Origin of the sequence: Yimella sp. NH-Cas1 (assembly GCF_022359705.1) — a bacterium.
In the GTDB taxonomy this organism is placed as follows: domain Bacteria; phylum Actinomycetota; class Actinomycetes; order Actinomycetales; family Dermatophilaceae; genus Yimella; species Yimella lutea.
The window spans coordinates 2,605,383-2,627,448 of sequence record NZ_JAKSGG010000003.1 but is presented as its reverse complement, the minus strand read 5'-3'; the positions used below and the strand labels follow the sequence as shown (position 1 = coordinate 2,627,448).

General features: G+C 66.4%; 19 protein-coding genes. 8 read left to right on the top strand and 11 right to left on the bottom strand.

Annotated features, from left to right (window positions below; all coding sequences use genetic code 11):
• Positions 1–38: 38 nt before the first annotated feature.
• The 3 genes from MF407_RS12960 (at position 39) to MF407_RS12950 (ending at position 2,639) form a co-directional block, all read left to right on the top strand.
• A complete protein-coding gene (locus tag MF407_RS12960; protein ID WP_239702532.1) occupies positions 39–863 on the top strand; it encodes a CoA transferase subunit A in 825 nt (274 codons plus the stop codon).
• A 1-nt stretch (position 864) separates the two neighbouring features.
• Positions 865–1,497, top strand: coding sequence for a CoA transferase subunit B (locus MF407_RS12955; RefSeq protein WP_129624216.1), 633 nt, complete (start codon positions 865–867; stop codon positions 1,495–1,497).
• A 116-nt stretch (positions 1,498–1,613) separates the two neighbouring features.
• A complete protein-coding gene (locus tag MF407_RS12950; protein ID WP_129624215.1) occupies positions 1,614–2,639 on the top strand; it encodes a phosphotransferase family protein in 1,026 nt (341 codons plus the stop codon).
• Between the two features lie 263 nt (positions 2,640–2,902).
• Here the strand turns inward: MF407_RS12950 and MF407_RS12945 are convergent, their stop codons facing one another.
• Positions 2,903–4,657 carry an alpha-amylase family glycosyl hydrolase gene (locus MF407_RS12945; protein WP_239702531.1) on the bottom strand — a complete coding sequence of 585 codons (1,755 nt, stop codon included), beginning with the start codon at positions 4,655–4,657 and terminating at the stop codon, positions 2,903–2,905.
• 215 nt (positions 4,658–4,872) lie between these two features.
• Here MF407_RS12945 and MF407_RS12940 point away from each other — a divergent pair, with 215 nt between their 5' ends.
• Positions 4,873–6,360, top strand: coding sequence for an amino acid permease (locus MF407_RS12940; RefSeq protein WP_239702530.1), 1,488 nt, complete (start codon positions 4,873–4,875; stop codon positions 6,358–6,360).
• Between the two features lie 115 nt (positions 6,361–6,475).
• Here the strand turns inward: MF407_RS12940 and MF407_RS12935 are convergent, their stop codons facing one another.
• The 9 genes from MF407_RS12935 to MF407_RS12895 form a co-directional block, all read right to left on the bottom strand.
• A complete protein-coding gene (locus MF407_RS12935; RefSeq protein ID WP_239702529.1) occupies positions 6,476–9,031 on the bottom strand; it encodes an FtsX-like permease family protein in 2,556 nt (851 codons plus the stop codon).
• Between the two features lies 1 nt (position 9,032).
• Positions 9,033–9,827, bottom strand: a complete 795-nt coding sequence (locus tag MF407_RS12930) for an ABC transporter ATP-binding protein (protein WP_239702528.1) — start codon at positions 9,825–9,827, stop codon at positions 9,033–9,035.
• Between the two features lie 120 nt (positions 9,828–9,947).
• Positions 9,948–10,232, bottom strand: a complete 285-nt coding sequence (locus tag MF407_RS12925; protein ID WP_239702527.1) for a hypothetical protein — start codon at positions 10,230–10,232, stop codon at positions 9,948–9,950.
• Between the two features lie 33 nt (positions 10,233–10,265).
• Positions 10,266–10,640 (bottom strand): monovalent cation/H(+) antiporter subunit G, encoded by a 375-nt coding sequence (mnhG, locus tag MF407_RS12920; RefSeq protein ID WP_129624212.1) that lies wholly within the window; start codon positions 10,638–10,640, stop codon positions 10,266–10,268.
• Positions 10,637–10,960 carry a monovalent cation/H+ antiporter complex subunit F gene (locus MF407_RS12915; protein ID WP_239702526.1) on the bottom strand — a complete coding sequence of 108 codons (324 nt, stop codon included), beginning with the start codon at positions 10,958–10,960 and terminating at the stop codon, positions 10,637–10,639. The genes mnhG and MF407_RS12915 overlap by 4 nt, the downstream gene beginning before the upstream one ends.
• Positions 10,957–11,547, bottom strand: a complete 591-nt coding sequence (locus tag MF407_RS12910; RefSeq protein WP_239702525.1) for a Na+/H+ antiporter subunit E — start codon at positions 11,545–11,547, stop codon at positions 10,957–10,959. Before MF407_RS12910 ends, MF407_RS12915 begins: the two co-directional genes overlap by 4 nt.
• Positions 11,544–13,085 carry a Na+/H+ antiporter subunit D gene (locus MF407_RS12905; RefSeq protein WP_239702524.1) on the bottom strand — a complete coding sequence of 514 codons (1,542 nt, stop codon included), beginning with the start codon at positions 13,083–13,085 and terminating at the stop codon, positions 11,544–11,546. Before MF407_RS12905 ends, MF407_RS12910 begins: the two co-directional genes overlap by 4 nt.
• The gene (locus tag MF407_RS12900) at positions 13,082–13,510 is read right to left on the bottom strand and encodes a Na(+)/H(+) antiporter subunit C (protein ID WP_129624208.1); all 429 of its coding nucleotides are present in this window, start codon (positions 13,508–13,510) and stop codon (positions 13,082–13,084) included. The genes MF407_RS12905 and MF407_RS12900 overlap by 4 nt, the downstream gene beginning before the upstream one ends.
• Complete coding sequence (locus tag MF407_RS12895; RefSeq protein ID WP_239702523.1) at positions 13,507–16,449, bottom strand: Na+/H+ antiporter subunit A; 2,943 nt, start codon at positions 16,447–16,449, stop codon at positions 13,507–13,509. The genes MF407_RS12900 and MF407_RS12895 overlap by 4 nt, the downstream gene beginning before the upstream one ends.
• Positions 16,450–16,639: 190 nt before the next feature.
• Here MF407_RS12895 and MF407_RS15940 point away from each other — a divergent pair, with 190 nt between their 5' ends.
• On the top strand, positions 16,640–18,091 hold the full coding sequence (locus tag MF407_RS15940) for an ABC transporter substrate-binding protein/permease (protein ID WP_345770867.1): 1,452 nt from the start codon (positions 16,640–16,642) through the stop codon (positions 18,089–18,091).
• Positions 18,088–18,870 carry an amino acid ABC transporter ATP-binding protein gene (locus MF407_RS12880; RefSeq protein ID WP_275578263.1) on the top strand — a complete coding sequence of 261 codons (783 nt, stop codon included), beginning with the start codon at positions 18,088–18,090 and terminating at the stop codon, positions 18,868–18,870. The genes MF407_RS15940 and MF407_RS12880 overlap by 4 nt, the downstream gene beginning before the upstream one ends.
• Positions 18,871–19,126: 256 nt before the next feature.
• On the opposite strand, the gene MF407_RS12875 is transcribed toward MF407_RS12880, so the two are convergent.
• On the bottom strand, positions 19,127–19,957 hold the full coding sequence (locus MF407_RS12875) for a uracil-DNA glycosylase (protein WP_239702916.1): 831 nt from the start codon (positions 19,955–19,957) through the stop codon (positions 19,127–19,129).
• A 232-nt stretch (positions 19,958–20,189) separates the two neighbouring features.
• Between MF407_RS12875 and MF407_RS12870 the strand changes: the two genes are divergently transcribed.
• Together MF407_RS12870 and MF407_RS12865 are read left to right on the top strand one after the other, a co-directional pair.
• Positions 20,190–20,777, top strand: a complete 588-nt coding sequence (locus tag MF407_RS12870; protein ID WP_239702522.1) for a hypothetical protein — start codon at positions 20,190–20,192, stop codon at positions 20,775–20,777.
• A complete protein-coding gene (locus MF407_RS12865; protein WP_239702521.1) occupies positions 20,774–22,057 on the top strand; it encodes a glutaminase in 1,284 nt (427 codons plus the stop codon). The genes MF407_RS12870 and MF407_RS12865 overlap by 4 nt, the downstream gene beginning before the upstream one ends.
• Positions 22,058–22,066: the final 9 nt, after the last annotated feature.

Below are 22,066 nucleotides of genomic sequence, written 5' to 3'. Positions count from 1 at the left end.
TCGGGGCTGGTTCACCTCGACACAACGAAAGTGCGGTCATGGACAAGGTTGTTGCGTCCGCGGCGCAGGCGGTGGCCGACATCGGCCCCGGTTCCTCGCTGGCGGTCGGCGGATTCGGGCTCTGCGGCATCCCGACGGTTCTCATCGAGGCGCTGCACGACGCCGGCGCGGACGACCTGAAAGTGATCTCCAACAACTGCGGCGTCGACGGTGCCGGCCTGGGAATCCTGTTGGCCGACAAGCGGATCAGCCTCGTCCAGGCGTCTTATGTCGGTGAGAACAAGGAGTTCGCGCGGCAGTACCTGTCCGGTGAGCTCGAGGTTCGCCTCACCCCGCAGGGCACCCTGGCCGAGAAGATGCGCGCCGGTGGTGCCGGCATCCCCGCGTTCTACACGCAGACCGGTGTCGGCACTCAGGTGGCCGAGGGCGGCATGCCGTGGAAGTACGACGCCGACGGAGGTATCGAGATCGAATCGCCGCCGAAGGAGACCCGCACCCTCGACAGCCTCGGCGCAGAGCGCGAGTACGTGCTCGAGGAGTCGATCGTCACCGACTTCGCGTTGGTGCGTGCCTACAAGGGTGACCGTCACGGCAACCTCGTCTTCCGCACGTCGGCCCGCAACTTCAACCCGGCCTGTGCGATGGCCGGGCGCGTCACGATCGCCGAGGTCGAGCACCTCGTCGAGCCCGGTGAGATCGAGCCGGACGAAGTGCACCTGCCGGGCATCTACGTCCACCGCGTCGTGCCCCTGACGCCCGAGCAGGCGCAGGACAAGTTGATCGAGCGCACGACCACCCGTCAGCGTCCGGGCGCCGGCGCGGCCGGTGGCTCGGAGAGCGTCGCAGAAAGCAAGGAGGCCTGAGATGGCTCTGTCCCGTGAACAGATGGCGGGTCGTGCGGCGCAGGAGCTGCAGGACGGCGACTACGTCAACCTCGGCATCGGCCTGCCGACGCTCGTGCCCAACTACGTGGCCGACGACGTCGAACTCGTGCTGCAATCCGAGAACGGCATCCTCGGCACCGGTGCCTATCCCTTCGAGGGGGAGGAGGACGCCGACCTCATCAACGCCGGCAAGGAGACGGTCACCCTGCGCAAGGGGGCGAGCATCTTCGACTCCTCGACCAGCTTCGGGATGATCCGCGGTGGCAAGGTCGACGCCGCGATCCTCGGCGCCATGCAGGTGAGCGCGGTCGGCGACATCGCCAACTGGATGATCCCCGGCAAGATGGTCAAAGGAATGGGCGGGGCGATGGACCTGGTCCACGGCGCGAAGAAGGTCATCGTGCTGATGGAGCACCTCGCCAAGGACGGCAGCCACAAGATCGTGCAGGAGTGCTCGTTGCCGCTGACCGGCAAGGGAGTCGTCCAGCGCATCATCACCGACCTCGCGGTGATCGACGTGACCGACGACGGTCTCGTCGTCCGGGAGATCGTCGACGGTCTGTCGCAGGAGGAACTGCAGGAGAAGACCGGCGTTCCGCTGACCTTCGCCTGACCTCGCCGAGGCGTGCGGGCATCGACGTCATCGCGCGTCCCGCAGGGTCTCGCCAGAGGGCGGCCACGTAATCTGCTGACCATCGGCGTCGGTGGCGATTTTTGAGGAGACATGCGGTGAGTGAGTACGACGAGTTGGTGCGTCCGGAGCACCTCGGGCCCGCGTTGGCCGAAGCGACCGGTGACGAGGCATGGAGTGAGTTCGAGGCCAAGCTGATCGCGGGCGGCAAGTCCAATCTCACCTTCGAACTGCGCTCCGGCGCAGGCGAACTCATCCTGCGCCGTCCACCGTCGGGCAAGCTGCTGCCGAGTGCACACGACATGGGTCGTGAGGCGCGGGTGCAGAAGGCGCTCGCCGGCACGTCGGTGCCGGTGCCCGAGATCGTGCTCGTCGACGAAGGCGAGTTGCTCGGACTGCCCTGCTATGTGATGCGCAAGGTCGACGGTCACGTGATCCGCGAAGCATTCCCCGAGGGATACGCCGACTCGGTCGACGACATGCAGCGCATCGCGGGGGCGCTGGTCGATACTCAGGCCGCGCTGCACCTGACCGACCCCGACTCTGTCGGGCTTGCTGACTTCGGCAAGGCCGAGGGGTTCATGGAGCGCCAAGTGCGTCGCTGGACCGAGCAGTGGCAGCGCTCGAAGACCATCGAGATTCCGCAGATGGACGAGCTCGGACGCCGCCTGTCCTCAGGGGCGCCTGCGCCGCAGCGGGTTTCGGTCATCCACGGTGACTTCCGGCTCGACAACTGCATGATGGATCCGAAGGACCCGCGCACCGTTGCCGCGGTCCTCGACTGGGAGCTCTCGGCGCTCGGCGACCCGCTCGCCGACCTGGCGCTGACCCTCTTCTACTGGGTCGAGGAGTCGGACGAGCCGGTCGGCATCACACCGTCCATCACCCGCACGCCGGGCTTCCCGGGACGCGACTTCGTCAAGAAGCGGTACGCCGAGCGCACCGGGCTCGACCTGTCGGATCTGGGCTTCTACGAGGCGTTCGCCGCGTTCAAGCTCGCCGGCATCGTCCAGGGCATCAACGCCCGGCAGAAGGCCGGTTCGATGGCGGGCCAGAACTTCGGCGAACTCGACCACCTCGTCAAGCACATCTCCCAGAAGGGTCTGGACACCCTCGACGCATGAGCTACGCGGCTGACCCTCGTTCGTCGCGGCGGGCAAGCAGGATGATGACTACGGTCACCAGCGCCGCGACGACCGATCTGTACCAGCGAGGCGGTCACGGACGACTTCTGGTTGCCGACGGCCTTGACGAGGTTCTCGCCGTGGACCACCTTGCTCGCTGCCGGCTTCGTCGGCGGCGTGGCTCAACCACCGCCGCTGGTTGAGCCGTGGGGGTGAGCTTGCGAACCCCCACGCGCCGAAACCGAGGCGAGATGCGCTGGGCCTCAGCCGGTGTAGCCGAACACGAGGGCCGAGTACGGGCCGATGTTGACCGTCGCTGCAGCCGGCTCGCCTTCCGCGGTCACCGATCCTGCTGCGACTGAACCGAACTCGTCGGAGTAGCTCGTGCCGTCGGTGTTCAGCAACAGTTCCCAACCACCCGCGCCCGGGAAGCTCACCGGAACGTCGGAGCGTGCCTCGCCACTGAAGTTCAGCACCACGACGACGCTGTCGTTCGGGCCGCCCTGCGCCCAGCGGTGGTAGGCGATGACGTTGGCGTCGTCGTCCGCGCTGACGATCTCGGTGTGTTGACCACGCAGTCCGGCACTGCGTCCTGTTGCGTTGCGGCGCAACGCGATCAGGTCGCGCCAGATGTCGACCACGCCGGGCACCTGCTCGGTGAGCGACCAGTCGAGCGGGACCGTGTCCTGGAACCAGCCGTCCTGCAGGAACTCCTGACCCATGAACAGCATCGGGATGCCGGGGGAGGTCAGCATCGTCGCGGCACCGAGCGTGGCCATCTTCTGGGCGAGCTCGCCGGACGTGTCGTCGGGCGCGACCTCCAGTGGCACGCGCGCCTTGCCGTTTGCCACCTCGTCGTGCGACTCGGTGTAGATGACCCGCTGGAACGCGTCGTCGTTGTACTTCTGCAGGATCGCTCCTGCGAGTGCCTCCAGCGAGCGGTGTTCGTCGGTGGACGCCTTCAGCGCCTCACGCACCGGGTGCACGAACGCACCGTCCCACTGGGCGTGGAAAGCGGCGCCGGCCTCGTCCGTCGAGCTGACTGCGGGGTTCTGCTGCATGTCCTCGGCGATCAGGATGCGGTCCGGGAACTCCTGTCGCACAGCGGAGTTCACCTCCTGCATCATCGCCCAACCCTCGGGGATGTCCATGCCCGAGCCGTCCTTGCTGCGGATGTACGGCGTCATGTCGAACCGCAGACCGTCGGCGTGGAAATCGCGCAACCACATGAGGGCGTTGTCGCGGATGAACGCGCGCACCTCCGGACGTCCGTAATCGGGGCGGGTGTCGCCCCACGGCGTCGAGGACCGCTCGTCGTTGTAGAAGTAGATGCCGCCCTTGCCGTTCTCCGACCAACCGTCGAACTGCCAGGTCGGCAGGTCGCTCGGACCGAAGTGGTTGTAGACGACGTCGACGATGACCGCGAGGTCACGCTCGTGCGCGGCCTTGACGAGATTCTTCAGACCGTCGGGCCCGCCGAGCACCGATTCCACCGCGAACAGGTGGGCCGGGTTGTACCCCCAGGAGTCGTCGCCTGCCCATTCCATGACCGGCATGAGCTCGATCACGTTGACTCCCAACGACTTCAGGTAGTCCAGGCGCTCGCCGACGGACTCGAACGAGCCGCGTCCCTGCTCGGCGTTGAACGAGCCGACGTGCAATTCGTAGATGACCAGGTCGTCGATCGAGTCGAGCTTGGGGGCGTCGCTGCCCCAGTCATACGTGCCGTGGTCGTAGACGATCCCGTTGCCGACCGAGTTGGTCACCTTGCGGGCATACGGGTCGATGCGCTGGAAGGACTGACCGCCGGCGGTGAGCTCGTACTTGTACTCCTGGCCGACCTCCGCCTTCGTCTCGGCGTACCAGTAACCGTTGCCCTCGGGCTCCATGACGGTCGCGCCGCCGTCCCAGCCGTTGAAGTCGCCGACGACGGCCACGCGTTCTGCGTGGGGAGCCCACACTCGGAAGGCGACGCCGCCTTCGAAGGGGATCGCGCCCATGCCTGCCTGCTGACCCATCGGTGTCTCCTGAACTCGACGCGAACTGCCCGGCCGGACGGCCGTGCGCCAGCGTACGTGGCGACGGACGCCGGGCAGGGTGACCGGAATGTGGGCGTTACCACTCGGTACTCCCGACGAGTGCGAAATTTTCCCGTTCTCACTCTGGCCCAGGGGGTCAGACAGTCGTAGATTCAACTCTCGACTCGGGCAGCACCAGCAGGAAGGCTCTCGCCATGAGCATGATGCGTACGAAGACGGTCGAGCAATCGATCGCCGAGGGTGACGAACCGGAGTACCAACTCAAGAAGCGGCTCACCGCGCTCGACCTCACGGTGTTCGGCGTCGGCGTCGTCATCGGTGCAGGCATCTTCACGGTGGCCGGTAAAGCCGCCAACGAACTCGCCGGTCCGGCAGTGGTTCTTTCCTTCATCATCGCCGCGTTCTGTTGCAGCCTGGCTGCCCTCTGTTATGCGGAGTTCGCGTCGGCGATCCCGGTCTCCGGCTCGGCCTACACCTTCAGCTATGCATCACTGGGTGAGATCATCGCGTGGATCATCGGGTGGGACCTCCTGCTCGAGTTGATGCTCGGTGCAGCTGTTGTCGCGCAGGGTTGGTCGGCCTATCTCGGAGTGTTCTTCGAACAGATGGGCTGGTCGATGCCCGAGTCGATCGCGTACGGCTCGAGTTTCGACCTTCCCGCCTTTCTCCTGGTCGCGGTGCTGACGATCCTGGTCAGCGTCGGTATCAAGGAGTCGCTGCGGGTCAACCTCGCACTCGTCGCGCTGAAGGTCTTCATCGTCCTGTTCGTGATCGTCGCTGGTCTGTTCTACGTGAAGAAGGAGAACTACACGCCGTTCGTCCCGGACAGCAAGCCGGCCGAGGGCACCACGGACGTCTGGAAGCAGCCGCTGACCGAGTGGATCTTCGGCATGACACCAGCACACTTCGGTATCGCGGGCATCATGGCCGGAGCCTCGTTGGTGTTCTTCGCGTTCATCGGTTTTGATGTCGTCGCGACCACCGCCGAAGAGGCCGAGAACCCCGCTCGCGACCTGCCGCGCGGCATCATCGGTTCGCTGATCATCTGCACCCTGCTCTACTGCGGCGTCGCCTTGGTGCTGACCGGCATGCAGCCCTACAACGAGATCGCACCCAGTGCGTCCCTGTCGAAGGCCTTCGAAGCGGTCGGGCAGGACGGGTTCGCGACATTGATCGCGGCCGGTGCGGTCGCCGGTCTGACCACGGTCGTCATGACATTGCTGATCGGCGCCTCGCGTGTCATCTTTGCGATGTCGCGTGACTGGCTGCTGCCGAAGAGCCTCGGCAAGACGAACCCGAAGACCGGAACCCCGCTGCGGATCACGATGGGTCTGGGCCTGGTCATCGCCCTGGTCGCCGCGCTGACCCCGATCGGCGAACTGGAGTACATGATCAACATCGGCACGTTGAGCGCGTTCTTCCTCGTGTCGATCGCGGTCCCGGTGCTGCGTAAGAAGCGTCCCGACATGCACCGCCCGTTCAAGGTGCCGTTCAGCCCGGTGCTGCCGATCATCTCGGCGTTGATCTGTGGCTACCTCATGCTCACGCTCCCGGTCGAGACCTGGTTGCGCTTTCTCATCTGGTTGGTGCTCGGGTTCGTCATCTACTTCGTCTACGGCTATCACCGCAGCCGGCTGGCCAAGGGCTACACCGGTCCGGCGACGGAGAAGGCGAATCTCTGACGTCGACCGGAGATGTCGAACGGGCGGGCTCCTTCCAAGGAGCTCGCCCGTTCGTCTTTTTTCGTTGTCAGGGGCAGCGTTCACATTCGCGTTGGGCGGACGTCCTGCCGGTGATCTAGAGATCGACGATCGCTTCGAGCGGCTTGGTGCGGGCCGCCCGGATGGCCGGCCACAGTGCGGCCAGCACACCGGCCACTGCTGACATCGCCAAAGTGAACAGGATCGTTCCCCACGGGATGACCGCCTGGATGTCCGGGATCCACTCGCGGAAGGTGCGCACCAGGCACCAGCCGATCGCGACGCCGATGACCATGCCGAGCAGAGCACCGAAGATGGAGATCAGGATCGACTCCAGGTAGATCGTCCGGCGCACCTGCTTGCGCAACATTCCGACCGCACGAAGCATGCCGATCTCGCGCTTGCGCTCGACCACCGACAACGCGAGCGTGTTGATGATGCCGAGCACCGCGATCAGCAGCGACAGACCGAGCATCCCGTAGAGCACGGTGAGCATCTGGTCGATCTGACCCGACTGGGAGTTCGCGAACTCCTTCGGTGTCTGCACCTTGATCGTCAGGTAGTCCTTCGTCGCCTCGCCGATGCGTTCCTGCACCGGCGGGACGTCCGCGCCGTCCTCCACATTGACCAGGGTCACGAACGACGACTGCAACTGCTTGGGCACGAGGGCCGTGTACGCGTCCTGACCGATCAGGTACGGACCCGAGAGTGGACTCTCCTGGTACACACCGGTGACGGTCGCCGTCGTGCTGGTGCCGAAGACGGTCTGCAGACGCACCTTCGATCCCAGTTTCCAACCCGGCTCGGTCGCCTGCTTGTCCGAGACCAGCAGGTCGTTGCCGCCGAGATTGGAACTGCCCTGCACCATCTTGAGCTTCATCACGTTGCCCAGGTCGCCGCTGGGCGCCGTGCCGACGGCATTCTTCCCGTCGACCTTCGCCGGGACGTTACGCAGTTGCACCACGTCCTGCACGCCGTCCACCGCGGCGACGGCGGCGGCGCTCGCCGGCGGAACGCCGCGTTCGCTGCCGATGAGGATGACGTCGGCGGTGATGTCGCTCTTGACAGCTGCGTCGATCGTCGATTTGAAGGACGATCCGAGAGTGCCGATCACGGCAACCAGCATCAGCCCGAGGGTGAGCGCGAACGCTGTCGCGGCCGTCCGGCGCGGGTTGCGGACGGCGTTGGTGCGGGCCAGGTTGCCGAGCTTGCCGAACGGTCGGGCGATGACCGCACCGAGCGCGCCGATGATCGGACGTGACAGGGCGGGCGACCCCATGATGATGGCGACGATCAGCAGGACGGCGCCGAAGCCGACCGTGCCCGCCGCCTGTCCGCCCTTGCCGGTTGCGCCGATCGCGATGGCGGCGGCACCCAGGACGGCGAGCACTGCACCGATCAACGTGCGCAGCCTGAGCGATGCGGCGCCGTCGGTCTGGCTCTCACGCATCGCCTCGACCGGAGCGACCTTGGATGCTCGGCGAGCCGGTGCGTACGCACTCACCATCGTCACCAGCACGCCGACCAGCAGGCAGGCGACGAGCGCCACCGGCGAGATCGCCAACGCTCCTTCGGGCAGCCCCGAGCCGGTCAACGACAGCAACGCCTGCAACCCGGCCGCCAGACCGATGCCGACCGCGAAGCCGATCACCGACCCGATCAGCCCGACCACGAACGCCTCGAAGAGCACCGACCGGGTGATCTGCTTGCGACCGGCACCGATCGCACGCAGCAGCGCGAGTTCCTTCACCCGCTGCGCGACGATCATCGAGAAGGTGTTGTAGATGATGAACGTGCCGACGATCAGGCCGATCGCCGCGAACGACAACAGGATGTAGTTGAAGATCTGCAGGAACTGGTTGATCGAGTCCTTCGCCTGCTTGCGCACCTCGTCGCCCGTCGTCACCTTCAGGTCCGGAAAGGCCTGTGCAACACGCTGTTTCAGCTGTTCGGGGGAGACGCCGTCGACGGCGCTGAGCGAGACGGTCGACACGTGTTCACCGTCCGTGAACAGTCGTCGGGCGCCCTCGGTGGTGAAGTCGGCTTCGGTATACCCGCTGGCGGCGGTCGACAGCTTGGTCACGCCGACAACCGTGACGTCCATCGGCTCACCGCCACCGTTGGTGGCGACCACCTTGGTCCGGGAGCCGACCTTCAGCTTGCCCTTCTTGACCGCGTCCTGGTTGAGGATGATCTCGTTCGGTGCCTGCGGGGCACGTCCTTCGATGATCCGGACGCCGTTCGGGTCCAACGCCTGGTCGTTCGGCACCCAGTTCGATCCGACGCTGGGCGCGCCGCCGGTCTGGATCGCCTTGCCGCTCGCGTCCGCGACGACGATCGTCCCCGTGTAGCCGAGCTGCACCTTGTCGACGCCGAGGCGGCGCTTCTGCGCTTGCATCCGATCGACGTCCGACTGGGGAATGCCGAGGTCGGTGCTGACCCCACCGCTCTCGTTCTTGGAGGTGACCTGGGCATCCACCCCGACCGCGACGTTGTCGAACAGGTCGTTGAACGACTTGCCGACGGTGCCGGTGAAGACCAGTGAGCCGGCCACGAACGATGTGCCGAGTACGACCGACAGGACGGTGAGCAGCAGGCGCAGCCTGTGCGCGCCGAGATTCCGCAAGGACACCTTGCGCATGGTGTTCGCCATGTCAGCGTCCCTGGCTCGGGGCGGTGTGCGGGGACGACGGACCGGCGCCACCGTCCAGGTGCTTCATGTACTCGTAGATGTCATCGGCCGACAGGCCGCTCTGGTCGGAGACGACCTGTCCGTCGGCGAGGAAGACGACGCGGTCGGCGTAGGACGCGGCGCGCGGGTCGTGGGTGACGATCACGACGGTCTGCCCGAAGTCGTCGACCGCCCCGCGCAGGATCGAGAGCACCTCGGCGGACGACTTGGAGTCCAGGTTTCCGGTCGGTTCGTCGCCGAAGATGATCTCCGGTCGTCCGACCAGCGCCCGAGCGCATGCGACACGCTGCACCTGACCACCCGACAGTTCGCTGGGCCGGTGACCGAGTCGGTCGGTGAGACCGAGTCGCTGCGTGACGGTGTCGAACCATTCCTTGTCCACGGCGGCGCCGGCGATGTCCAGCGGAAGGGTGATGTTCTCCTTCGCGGTCAGCGTCGGCACCAGGTTGAACGACTGGAAGACGAACCCGATGCGATCGCGCCGCAGCTTGGTCATCGCGGCGTCCTTCAAACCGCTGAGGTCGGTGTCGCCGATGAGGACGCGCCCGCTCGACGCGGTGTCGAGACCGGCCAGGCAGTGCATGAGCGTCGATTTGCCGGATCCGGATGGTCCCATGATGGCGGTGAATTGACCACGGTCGAAGGTCGCGCTGACTTCACGCAGGGCGTACACCGTGGTCTCACCCGAGCCGTAGGTCTTCGTGAGGTTCTCGGCCACCGCGGCGGCTTGACGGACGGGTGCTGCGGGGACCGTCATCGGTCAACCTTTCGATCGGCGTGGGGTGCTGACCGGGCACGTCCAGCGTGCGTCGTCCTCCCCCGAGGAGCATCTGCTGCGTCGAGCATTTCACGTGAGTCCGGTAGAGCGCACTGCGGTTTACCCGACGTTCGCTCGTCGGGCCAGCACGCACAGCAGGCGCCGTCGCGAGCTTCCCCCATGCCCTGTCTCCAGCCACCGCCGGGCTGCGCACTGCCCGACCTGCGCGATGCCTTCACCGGCTTTCCCTCCCTCACATCCTGATCGGAAGGTCACCGCAACGGGGGAGTCCAGCAGGTGGTGCGCGACGGCGTTGATCGCCGCCACGGTCGGGACCGCGGCCAGCGCGCCCACGATCGGGATGAAGGCGCCACAGCCGACGTCGTACGTGACAGGTGTCGCCATGCAGACTCAGCGGACGCCCGACTCACCGCAGGGTTACTGGTTGTCGTCGGATGTGCGTTGTGCGAAGCCGGAGTCGGCGAGGTCTTCGGCGAGTTCGTCGACGACGAGGGTGTCGGAGTCGATCAGGCCGGCGCGATAGGCGCTGCGACTGACCATCGTGCCGGCGACCGGTGCGGTGAACAGTTGCATGAAGACGATCAGCACGCAGATGCCCACGGCGTACCAGGTCCGCAGCGACAATGCGATGCCGAGCGCGATCACGATGATGCCGAGCACCTGTGGCTTGGTGATTCCGTGCAGTTTCGACAGGAGGTCGGGGAAGCGGACGAGCGTGACCGCCGCGCCCAGGCACAGCAGCGAACCGATCAGCAGCAGGATTGCGCCGAGCAGGTCGAGGAACCCGTTCATGACGTGCTCTCCTGGTCGCTGTGGTGTGTCTGCTCGTAGCGGCGCCGGCTGACCATTCGGTCGGCCACCATGCGCGACACGGCGACGGCACTGGTGAACCCGAGCATCGACAGCAGCAGCAACACGTTGATCTCGGTGGAGGAGTCGGAGTACGCCGCCCAGAGTCCGACGGATGCGATGACGACCGCGACCATCAGGTCGGCGGCGACGCTGCGGTCGAGTTGGCTGGGGCCGTGTGCGATGCGTCCGACCGCGATCAGGGCGGAGGCGAAGAGCACGACGGCTGCGATGCCGATGATGACGTGTGCAACCAAAATCATTCCTCGACCTCCCATTCGTCGCGGCGGGTGGCTGTGGGCGGCAGCTTGACGCAGGCGGTCTCGAAGGCGTCCTGCTCCTGCTTCGTGCCGAACGCTCGAAGTACCCGCCGCTCCGTCTCGAGTACCTGGTGCCGAACACCGGCGATCGCGTGCTCCCCCTCGAGGTCGAGCACGTGCAGGTAAAGACGTCGTGGCGAACGGACGATCTCGACGACGACAGTGCCCGGAATGAGCGAGGTCAGTTCGGCGACCTGCACCTGGTAGAGGTCGTTGTCGGAGAACAACTCGGTACGCACGATGCCGGAGCGAAGATGCACCTCGCGTCCCCAGGTCAGGCGGATGATCCTGGCCGACGACACGACGAGATCGCGCAGCAGATGACCGAGCAGGACGATGCAACCGACCAGGTGCGGACGCCCGGACAGGTGGATCGGCGGCAAGGGGAAGACGATCGTGATCAGCCAACCGAGCAACACGCCGCCGAGGAATGCTACCGGTGACGGGGACCCCCACAACAGCATCCACACCACGGCCATGCTGAGCACCGCGGCGGGACGCAAGCGCATCCGGGCGCGTGCGTTGGTCATGGCTGCACCTCGCCGAGGACGGCGCGGACGTAACTCTGATCGGTCAGGTTCGCCGCCGCCCGGCCGGTGTAGTCGTACAGCGGCCCGGCGAAGAAGGTCAGCGACAGGCTGAACAGCACCAGGGCACCGGTGGCACCGACCATCAGCGGCGGCATCGGACGGCGGTCGCCGGAAAGGTCGTCGGCGACAGCTCCGTGCAGTTCCTCGTCGTCGTGCTTGCTGGGGGAGGTGCCCCAGAACGCACGGTTCCAGACCTTGGCCATCGCCAGCAGCGTCAGCAGGCTGGTGACGATGCCGCCGACGACGACCACCCAGGCGAGCGGGGTGCCGAGTTCGGCACCGCCCTGCATCAGGCCCAGCTTGCCGATGAAGCCGGACATCGGCGGAATACCGGCCAGGTTCATCGCGGGCAGGAAGAACAGGAACGCCAGCACCGGTGACACCTTGGCCAGTCCGCCGAGGTTGTCGAGGGCGGACGACCCACCGCGGCGTTCGATCAGCCCGGTCACCAGGAACAACGTGGCCTGGATGGTGATGTGGTGCGCGGTGTAGAAGATCGTCGCGGCCAGGCCGGCGGGGTTGGCGACCGCGATGCCGAAGATCATGTAGCCCAGGTGGCTGACCAGCGTGAACGACAGCATCCGCTTGATCTCGGTCTGCGCGACCGCACCCAGGATGCCGATGATCATCGTGAGCAAACCGGCCACCAGCAACAGGTTGGTCAGGTGCTCGCCGGGGAACAGCAATGTCTGCGTCCGGATGATCGCGTACACACCGACCTTTGTCAGCAGGCCGGCGAACACGGCCGTGACCGGTGCCGGGGCGGTGGGGTAGGAGTCCGGCAGCCAGGCCGACAGCGGGAAGACGGCCGCCTTGATGCAGAAGGTGACCAGCAACAGCATGTGCAACAACAACTGCACCGGCTCGGACAGGTCACCCAGGCGCTGGGACAGCTGCGCCATGTTGACGGTGCCGGTCGCCGCGTAGATCGAGGCGATCGAGATGAGGAACAGCGACGACGACAGCAGGCTGACGATGATGTAGGTCGTGCCGGCCCGGATGCGGTCGGCCGTGCCGCCGAGGGTGAGCAGCACATAGGACGCGAACAGCAGGATCTCGAATCCGACGAACAGGTTGAACAGGTCGCCGGCCAGGAAGGCGTTGGAGACGCCGGCGATCAGCAGCAGGAAGGTCGGGTGGTAGATCGAGACCGGGATGTCGCGGCGTTGCTCGTCGTGTTCGGCGCCGGTGGAGAACACCAGGACGGCGAGGGCCACCACGGATGCGACCAGCAGCATGAGCGCGCTCAGGCGGTCTGCCACCAGCACGATGCCGAGCGGCGCCGGCCAGTCACCCATCCACAGCGCCAGCGGACCTTCCTGGTCGGTGTGCCACATGAGGATCGCGGCGACGACGATGACGCCGGAAAGGCACAGCACCGAGACGGCACGCTGCAGGCGCGGACGACGTGGGAGCGCCAGCGCGACACCGGCACCGAAGATGGTGAGCAGGACGGGGACGGGGAGCAGGTTGTTCATTCGCTCACCACGTCCTCACCGCTGTCGGAGAAGGTGGTCTCCTCGAAGGAGTCGGACGCCTCGTCCTTCTTGGCCAGTTCGCGGATGCGGGAGTCCTCGACGTCGTCCGCCGTCTCGTCGTGACCGTGCAGTTGGAAGCTGCGGTACGCCATCGCGAGCACGAACGCCGACACGGCGAGGGTGATGACGATCGCGGTGAGCACCATGGCCTGCGGCAGGGGATCGGCCGCGGTCTCGCGGGAGAACATGCCGATGATCGGTGGTGTGCCGGCGTCGCCGGCTGCGTTCAGGAACAACAGGTTCACGCCGTTCGAGCAGAGCACCACCCCGATCAGGATCCGGGACAGCGAGCGTTCGAGCAGCAGGTAGACGCCGGCCGCGACAAGGAGTCCGGCGGTGATGCTGAGGGTCAGATTCGCGGTCATCGACGACGCTCCTGACCGGGGATCGCCTTGGTGGACGAGGCGAGCGGCATGGGGGCGATGTCCTCCTGGGCGTGGACGTCGATGCCGGAGCCGAGGCTGCGGGCGAGGTCGAGGATCATGCCGACGACGACGAGGTACACACCGATGTCGAACAGCGTCGAGGAGACCAGGTGCAGTTCACCGAACATCGGCCAGTTCGCACCCCACGGCGTCGTCCATGAGTCCGGACCGGGGATGTTGACGTGGAGGTCGTAGCTCTCCAGCACCTTGCCGCCGAACGCGACGGGAATGATGGCGGAGCTGATCGCCGTGAACAGTCCGGCGCCCAGCAGACGTCCGGCATCGAAAGGCGCGGCCTCGTCCAACTCGTGGCGGCCGGCGGTCAGGTAACGCACCATCAGCGCCATGCCCGCGACCAGGCCGCCGGCGAACCCGCCACCGGGCAGGTTGTGACCGGCGAGCAGCAGGTACAGCGAGGTGATGATCAGCAGTCCGAACAGCAGACGGGTGACGACCTCGAACACCAGCGAGCGCGTCTGCGGCGACAGCGTCTGCCCGGCACGCAGCCAGACGCCGGGGTTGCGGTCGTCCTTGTGGTCGTCGTCGTGGGTCTCCATCACCTCGGACGTGCGGGTGACGGTGGCGGTGCGGGAGCGCAGGAAGATCAACGAGGCGACACCGGTGGCGGCGATGACCAGCACGGAGATCTCTCCGAAGGTGTCCCAGGCGCGCATGTCGACCAGGGCCACGTTGACGATGTTCTTGCCGTACCCGAAGTCGTAGGCTGCGTCGTACCACTCCTCGCTGACCGGTGCCGCGGTGCGTGCGCCGCCGGTGACGAGCGCGATCAGCGTGACGGTGGTGCCGACGAGCAGCGCCACCAGGACGCGCCACCAGCGGGTGGAGCTCAGCGGGCGGTTGGTGAAGTAGCGCGGCAATTTGCGGATGACCAGGACGAAGATGACCAGGCTGACGGTCTCGACGAGCACCTGGGTCAGGGCGAGGTCGGGGGCGCCGGCGATCATGAACATCAGCGCCAGGCTGTAGCCGGTGACACCGGTGAGTAGCACCGCGCGCAGGCGTCCGCGGGAGGTGGCCGCGAGGAACGCGGCCCACACCATGACGATCGCGATCGGGATCTGCGCCCAACTGTCGGCGAGGCGGACCGAGGGCCACTGCTGGATGCGCAGCATGGAGTAGGTGGCCAGCGAGACGAACACGATGAGGATCGTGCCGAGGTAGATCGACAACGAACCGCGCTGTGTGCGTGCCGTGGTCTCGACAGCGAGACGGTCGATGCCGCGCATCGAGCGGTGATAGATCTCTTCTGCTGCAACGGTCTTGGGGAAGGTCGACTGGACGGCGGCGATGCGGTCGCGGGCCAGGAACAGGCCGATACCGGCGACGACTGCGGCGACGGACATGAACAGCGGCCATCCCAGGCCGTGCCACAGGGCGAGTCCGTGGCTCGGGGTGCCGGTGCGCACGCTCTGCGCGTACGGCTCGAGGAGTTCGGTGAGCGGGGCGCCGAGGAATCCGCCGACCAGGCTGAGTGCCCCGAGGACGACGGGGACGGCGACCATGCCGACGGCGGGACGGTGCCAGTTCAGCACGGGGGCGCCGTCCTTGGGTGCGAAGGCACCCCACCACCAGCGCAGGCTGTAGGCGACGGTCAGCGCCGAACCGAAGACGAGAGCGAACGCGACGACGATCGCGGCCAGCGGGCTGACCGACGGGGGCTCACCGTTGACCAGGTAGGTGACCGACTCGAACGCGCCTTCCTTGGTGACGAACCCGATCAGCGGGGGCACACCCGCCATCGACAGGGCGGCCAGGCCGCCGAGGACGGCCAGCCATGGGACGCGGTAGCCGACTCCGTTGAGTTCGTTGAGGTTTCGGGTACCCGCGCTGTGATCGATGATGCCGACGCACATGAACAGCGTCGACTTGAACAGCGCGTGTGCGATCACCAGGGCCATGCCGGCGAGCGCCGCCGACCGCGTCCCGACGCCGACGAGCAGCACCATGAATCCGAGCTGGCTGACGGTGCCGTAGGCCAGCAGGAGTTTGAGGTCGGTCTGTCGTAGGGCTCGCCAGCCGCCGACCAGCATCGTCGCGGTGCCGAGGATCAGGACGGTCGGGCGCCAGAAGGCGACGCCGGCGAACGCCGGGGCGAGCACGGCGACCAGGTAGACGCCGGCCTTCACCATCGCGGCGGCGTGCAGGTACGCCGAGATCGGGGTCGGGGCGGCCATCGCGCCGGGTAGCCAGAAGTGGAAGGGGATCAGCGCGGACTTGCTGAGCGCTCCGACCAGCATGAGCAGGACGCCGACGGTCACCAACGCACCCGACGGAGGAGCGGCGATGATCTGGCTGAGGGAGTAGGTGCCTGCTTCGTGGCCGAGGGCGACGATGCCGATCAGCATCGCCAGACCACCGGTGGTGGTGACCAGCAGTGCGGTGTTCGCGGCGCCGCGGTTGGCCCGGCGGGTCACGTCGTGCGCGATGAGCAGGTAGGAGAAGACCGAGGTCAGCTCCCAGAAGACGTACATCAGGATCAGGTCGTCGGCGGTGACCAGACCGAGCATCGTGCCCGCGAAGATCGTCAGGATCGATCCGCTGCGGACCGGCATCTCCTTGTCGAAGTACCAGCGGCAATAGATCAGCACGCAGGCACCGATCCAGCAGACGATCAGCGCCAGGACCCACTGCACCAGCCCGATGTGCATGTCGAGGCTGACCCCGAGGCCGGGGATCCAGTCCAGGCGGACGTCGACCGTCTCGCCGGAGGTGATCCTGGGCGCGAGCGTGAGCAACCAGACGCCGGCGGCGAACGGAACCAGGGCGAGTACGAAGAATGCTCGGGACCCGAGGAACCGGGCCAGCCAAGGGGTCGATGCACCCGCCACCACGTGTGCGGCAATGAGTGCGTAGAGCACGCCAGGCGTCCTTCCGTCTGGTGGCTTCACATGAAGGGGATTGGTCACACTTTACAGTCCGCACGGTTCGATCCCGAATCGGTGAGCCGCGCGAAATCGCGCATCGGCGGCATTCCACGGGTCTCTGCGGGCGGTTGCGTGCCTGAGTGGGATTCGTGGGTAGCGATCGATCGGCGTATAACTGGTCGTCATGCGTTCCATCACCTCGCGTACGGTCGCTGCGCTCGCGGCCGTCCTTGTCGTCCTCGCGACGTTGCTCGGATCAGGCGGCACGGCGGCCGCTGCGCCGGCCCCGACGTCCGTGCAGGAGTTGCCGAAGGTGCTGCGGGTCGGCACCGAGGGTGTGTACCCGCCGTTCAGCTACCACCAGGGCAACAAGCTCACCGGGTATGACGTCGAGTTCATGGAGGCGCTGGGGCGCAAGGCCGGCGTCCGCATCCAGTTCGTCGAGGTGCCGTGGGACTCCATGTTCGCGGCTTTGTCGTCCGGACGCATCGACGTCGTCGCCAACCAGGTCACCAAGAACCCCGAGCGTGAAGGTCTGTACGACCTGTCGACCCCGTACATCGAGACGACCGGTGTCGTCGTGGTGGCCGAGGACGACGACTCCGTCAAGAAGCTGTCCGACATCAAGGGCAAGCGGGCCGGCCAGAACCTCACGTCCAACTGGGCGCAGACGGCGAAGGCGAACGGTGCGCAGGTCGTCGGTGTCGACAGCATGGACAAGGCGATCCAGAACCTGCGCCAGGGCAGCGTCGACGTCGTGGTCAACGACAAGCTGGCCGTCCGCAACTTCCTGGCCACCACCGACAACCCGGGTGTGAAGATCGTCGCCGAGACCGACGACAAGTCGGAGTCCGTGCTCGCGGCCCGGAAGAACTCGGGCTACGTGCCCGTCCTGAACAAGGGCATCAACGAACTCAAGGCCGACGGTACCTCGCAGCGACTGTACGACAAGTACTTCAACCCCAAGGCCGAGCCGATCACGGACTGGAAGATGATCCGCGAGAACGCCTGGCCGATGGCGTGGGCCGCCATCAAGGTGACGATCCCGCTGACGATCATCAGCTTCGTCATCGGTCTGATCATCGCGCTCGGTGTGGCGATCGCGCGGATGTCGACCAACCCGCTCGCGTTCCTGCCGGCACGGCTATTCATCTCGATCTTTCGCGGCATCCCGGTGCTCGTGCTGTTGTTGCTGATCTACTTCGGTCTGCCTCAGTTCGGTTGGAAACTGGCGCCGTTCACCGCCGCGGTCATCGGCTTCTCGCTGAACGTCGCCGGGTACGGTGCGGAGATCATCCGGGCCGCGATCCAGTCGGTGCCTCGTGGGCAGTGGGAAGCAGCGCGGACGATCGGCATGGATCATCGGACGACGTTGCGCCGCGTGATCATCCCGCAGGCCGCGCGGACGGCCGTCCCGCCGTTGTCGAACACGCTCATCGACCTGGTCAAGAGCACCTCGCTCGCCTCGGCGATCCTGGTCGTCGAATTGCTGCGTCAGGCGCAGATCGCGGCGGCCCCGACCTTCAAGTTCTTCACGCTGTACAGCCTCGCGGCGCTCTACTACTGGCTGATCAGCGTCGTCCTGTCGTTCTTCCAAGCACGCATCGAGAAGCGAGTGAGCAGGTTCGTGGCATGAGTGAACTGGTGCAGGTCTCCAACCTCCGCAAGTCCTTCGGGGACAACCGGGTGATCGACGACATCTCGTTCACCGTGCCGTCCGGCAGCGTGACCGTCATCCTCGGGCCGTCGGGTTCGGGCAAGACGACGCTGCTGCGTTCGCTCAACGGCCTCGAACTTCCCGAGTCGGGCACCGTCGAGGTCGCGGACGCGTCCGTCGACTTCTCCCAGGTGCGCCCGAACAAGCGCGGACGTCTGCCGAAGACGCAGCAGGCTTCGTTGAACCGCCTCGGCGCTCAGAGCGCCATGGTCTTCCAGTCCTACAACCTCTTCCCGAACCGCACCGCCCTGGAGAACGTCACCGAGGGGCCCGTTGTGGTGCAAGGGGTTTCGCAGGAAGCGGCGCGCGCCGAGGCGCTCGACCTGCTGGCCAAGGTCGGCCTGGCCGACCATGTCGACAAATACCCTTACCAACTGTCCGGCGGTCAGCAGCAGCGCGTCGGCATTGCCCGAGCCCTCGCGCTGGAGCCGAAGTTGGTGCTCTTCGACGAGCCCACGTCGGCCCTCGACCCCGAACTCGTCGGCGACGTCCTGCGGGTGATCCGCGATCTGGCCGAGGAGGGCTGGTCGATGGTGATCGTCACCCACGAGGTGAAGTTCGCGGCCCAGGTCGCCGACCAGGTGCTTTTCATCGACCAGGGTCTGATCGTCGAGCAGGGTTCGCCCGCGCAGGTCATCTCCAACCCGAGCAACCCCCGCACCCAGGACTTCCTGCGTCGCATCCTCGAACCGATCTGACCGGGCGCAATCGAGACCCGGTCAGATGCGCTGGGACGCAGGCCAGAAGGTTACTTTTCACTGAGAAGGCTCGGTCATCCTTCTGAGGAGGAGCAATCCTTCTCCACTCCGTTGGGGGTGCCCCCCGGGTACGGTCAATCCATGGTCGGGCCAGGGCGCCTTCAGCAGGGCGCGCTGGTTGACATCGAGCAGGACGGGTTCGTCGGCGTTGCGGCCGAAGCCATGTGCACGACCTTCTCACGCGGCTCGTCCTGATTCAGGGCGCGAGCAGGCCGATCGCCGCGTCCAGCATCTGCTCGGTCAGTCGGCCGGTGAACGTGTTCTGCTGACTGACGTGATAGCTGCCGACCAGCTTCACCTGACGAGTTTCGTTCTGCAACAACGCCACTGCGCCGTGGCCGAACTTGGGTTTCGGGCGCGGGACGTCCCAGCCCAGTCGGCGAGCAGCCGCCAACGTGGAGTCCCAGCCGATCGAACCGAGAGCGAGAATCGAATAGAGGTTCGGTTCGGCGAACTGCAGGTCGCGGTCGAGCCACGGAGCACAGGTGCGCCTCTCCTCGGTCGTCGGTTTGTTGTCCGGCGGGGCGCAGCGCACGGACGCGATGATGCGCAGATCGGTGAGTTCGAGGCCGTCACCCGCGTGTTCGGACGACGCCTGGCCGGCGTACCCGGCGCGGTTGAATGCCGCGTACAACCAGTCGCCCGAACGGTCACCGGTGAACATGCGTCCGGTGCGGTTGGCGCCGTTGGCAGCCGGTGCGAGTCCGACGACGAGGACACGAGCGTCCGGGTCGCCGAAGCCGGCACCGGGTCGACCCCAATACGGCTGTGCGGCAAAGGAAGCACGCTTCTTGTTCGCGACCTCCTCGCGCCACGTCACCAGGCGAGGACAGGCTCGGCAGACGGTGATCCGGGCGTCCAGTTCGGCGAGATGCGGCGTGCTCCCGGCCAGCGAAGCGACCTCGTCGGACGTGTGCGCGACAGGAGTGGACGCGTCGGCTTCATCGCCCGGCCATCCTGTTCCCGGTGGTACCGGCGAGGGGAACAGCTGTCCGGTGATCGGGTGGGGGAACTGAGCATCGGGCATGAAGCCATTGTCGGGGTGAGCGCCGGTGCACGACGGCCTGGTTGTCTGCTCGCCGGTTACGCCGAACGCCTCGTCACACTCCTCGGTCGGGCCGTCGAGGAGCACGCAGCAGAGTCCGTCGCGCATTGCCCGGTTGAAGTTGTCCATCTGAGGAGCGATGTTGGTGAAGTAGAAGGAGTCCACGTTCGCCTGCTGCGCGCCCGGGGTTCAGGTCTGCTGGGATGATCGTGGCGTGGAACCGGTGGTGCTGATCCAGCGCTCGGTGGTGCGGCTGCACCCCGAGCCCGACCCGTTGCGCCTGATCTCCGGTAGCGACCGAGCCCGTTGGGAAAGGTTGCGTCGGCCGTGCGACCGACACGATTTCCTTGCTGCACGGCTTCTTGCTCGGGACGCCGTCGCGCAGGTCTGTGGCCCGGGGCCGGCGGCCGATTTCGTGCAGCGTTGCGATTCCTGCGCAGGACCGCACGGCCGTCCGGTCGTCACGAATCACGACGTGTCGGTGTCGTGGGCGCACGCGCACGGCTTCTCGGCAGCAGCGGCCTGCCGAGGCGACAGGCTGGGCGTCGACATCGACCTCCTCGATCCGGACCTCCTCGTGCCCGACGTGGGCGTGACCGGACGAGCGTTCGTGCGAGCCGAGGCCCTGGTCAAGGCGGGTGCGTTCGATCTCGACGTGGTGCTGGAGCTTGCGCGTCACGGTGAGTTGGGGTGGCCGGCGGATCGGCGGGATGTGTATGGGCTCGTTGTCGAGGACGTCCCGACCGGTTTCGACGGGGTCATCGCCGCTGTCGCCTGGCGGCGTCCTACGGTTGGTTCGTGAAGACACCGGTACCGGATTATCTCGAGGAGATCCTGAGTTCCTGCGCGCATGAGACCAGTGGCGCGCTGGCCGACTACATTCCAGAACTTGCCAACGTCGACCCCGATCAGCTTGCGGTCGCAGTGTGCACGACCGACGGCAGCCTCTACTGCGCGGGTGACGCTGACAACGCCTTCACGATCCAATCGATCTCGAAGGCGTTCGTCTATGCACTCGCGCTGCAGGAGCACGGAGTGGACGCGGTCGTGAAACGCATCGGCGTCGAACCCAGCGGCGAGCCCTTCAACGAACTGTCGCTCGAGGCCGGCTCAGGTCGTCCGCTCAACCCGATGATCAATGCAGGCGCGCTCACCTGTCACGCGCTCATCGGTGGCCCCGACTGCGACCCGGACGAGCGTTTCGAGAAGGTGCGCCAAGGGCTGTCTGCCTTCGCCGACCGTGAACTGGACGTGGACGAAGCGGTGTTCGAATCGGAGCTGGCGGACGCCTATCGCAACAGCGCCATCGCCAACATGCTGCGCTCCTACGGGGTGATCGACGGCGACCCGGCCGATGTGGTCCGCGGCTACACCCGGCAGTGTTCGCTGCGGGTGACCACCCGCGACCTCGCCCGCATGGCCGCGACGCTGGCACACGGGGGAGTGCAGCCCGCCACCGGCGAACGCGTGGTCGACACCGACGTGGTGCGCCAGGTGCTCAGCGTGATGATGACCTGCGGCATGTACGACGCGGCCGGCGACTGGATGACCAGTTGCGGTTTCCCGGCCAAGAGCGGGGTCAGCGGCGGGATTCTGGGCGCGCTCTCCGGTCAGGTCGGGCTGGCGACCTTCTCGCCGCGACTGGACGATCATGGCAACAGCGTTCGTGGAATCACCCTGTGCCGCAGACTTTCTCGCGACTTGGGTCTGCACATCATGAACAGCCCTGAAGAGTCGCAGTCGGCAGTGCGTCGTGACCGTCGAATGCGTACGAGCGATGGACATCTGGTACGGGTCCTGAGCCTTCAGGGCGAATTGCGTTTCAGCGGAGCCGAACTGGTGCTGCGCGAGATCGCCGAGGATGACACCGATCTCGAACGCCTCGTCCTCGACCTGCGCCGGGTGTCCTCAATCGACCGCGTTGCCGGGGTGATGATCGCCGAGGGACTGCGACGGGTGCAGCAGGAGGGGTGTCGCGTCGTCCTTGTCGACCCGGACGGTGTGCTGAAGGTTCCGGCCGAGCACCCTGCGCCGGAGCGGGTCGAGCACCTCGACGAGTACCGAGAGCTCCCGCGGGTCTGACCGTGGGCC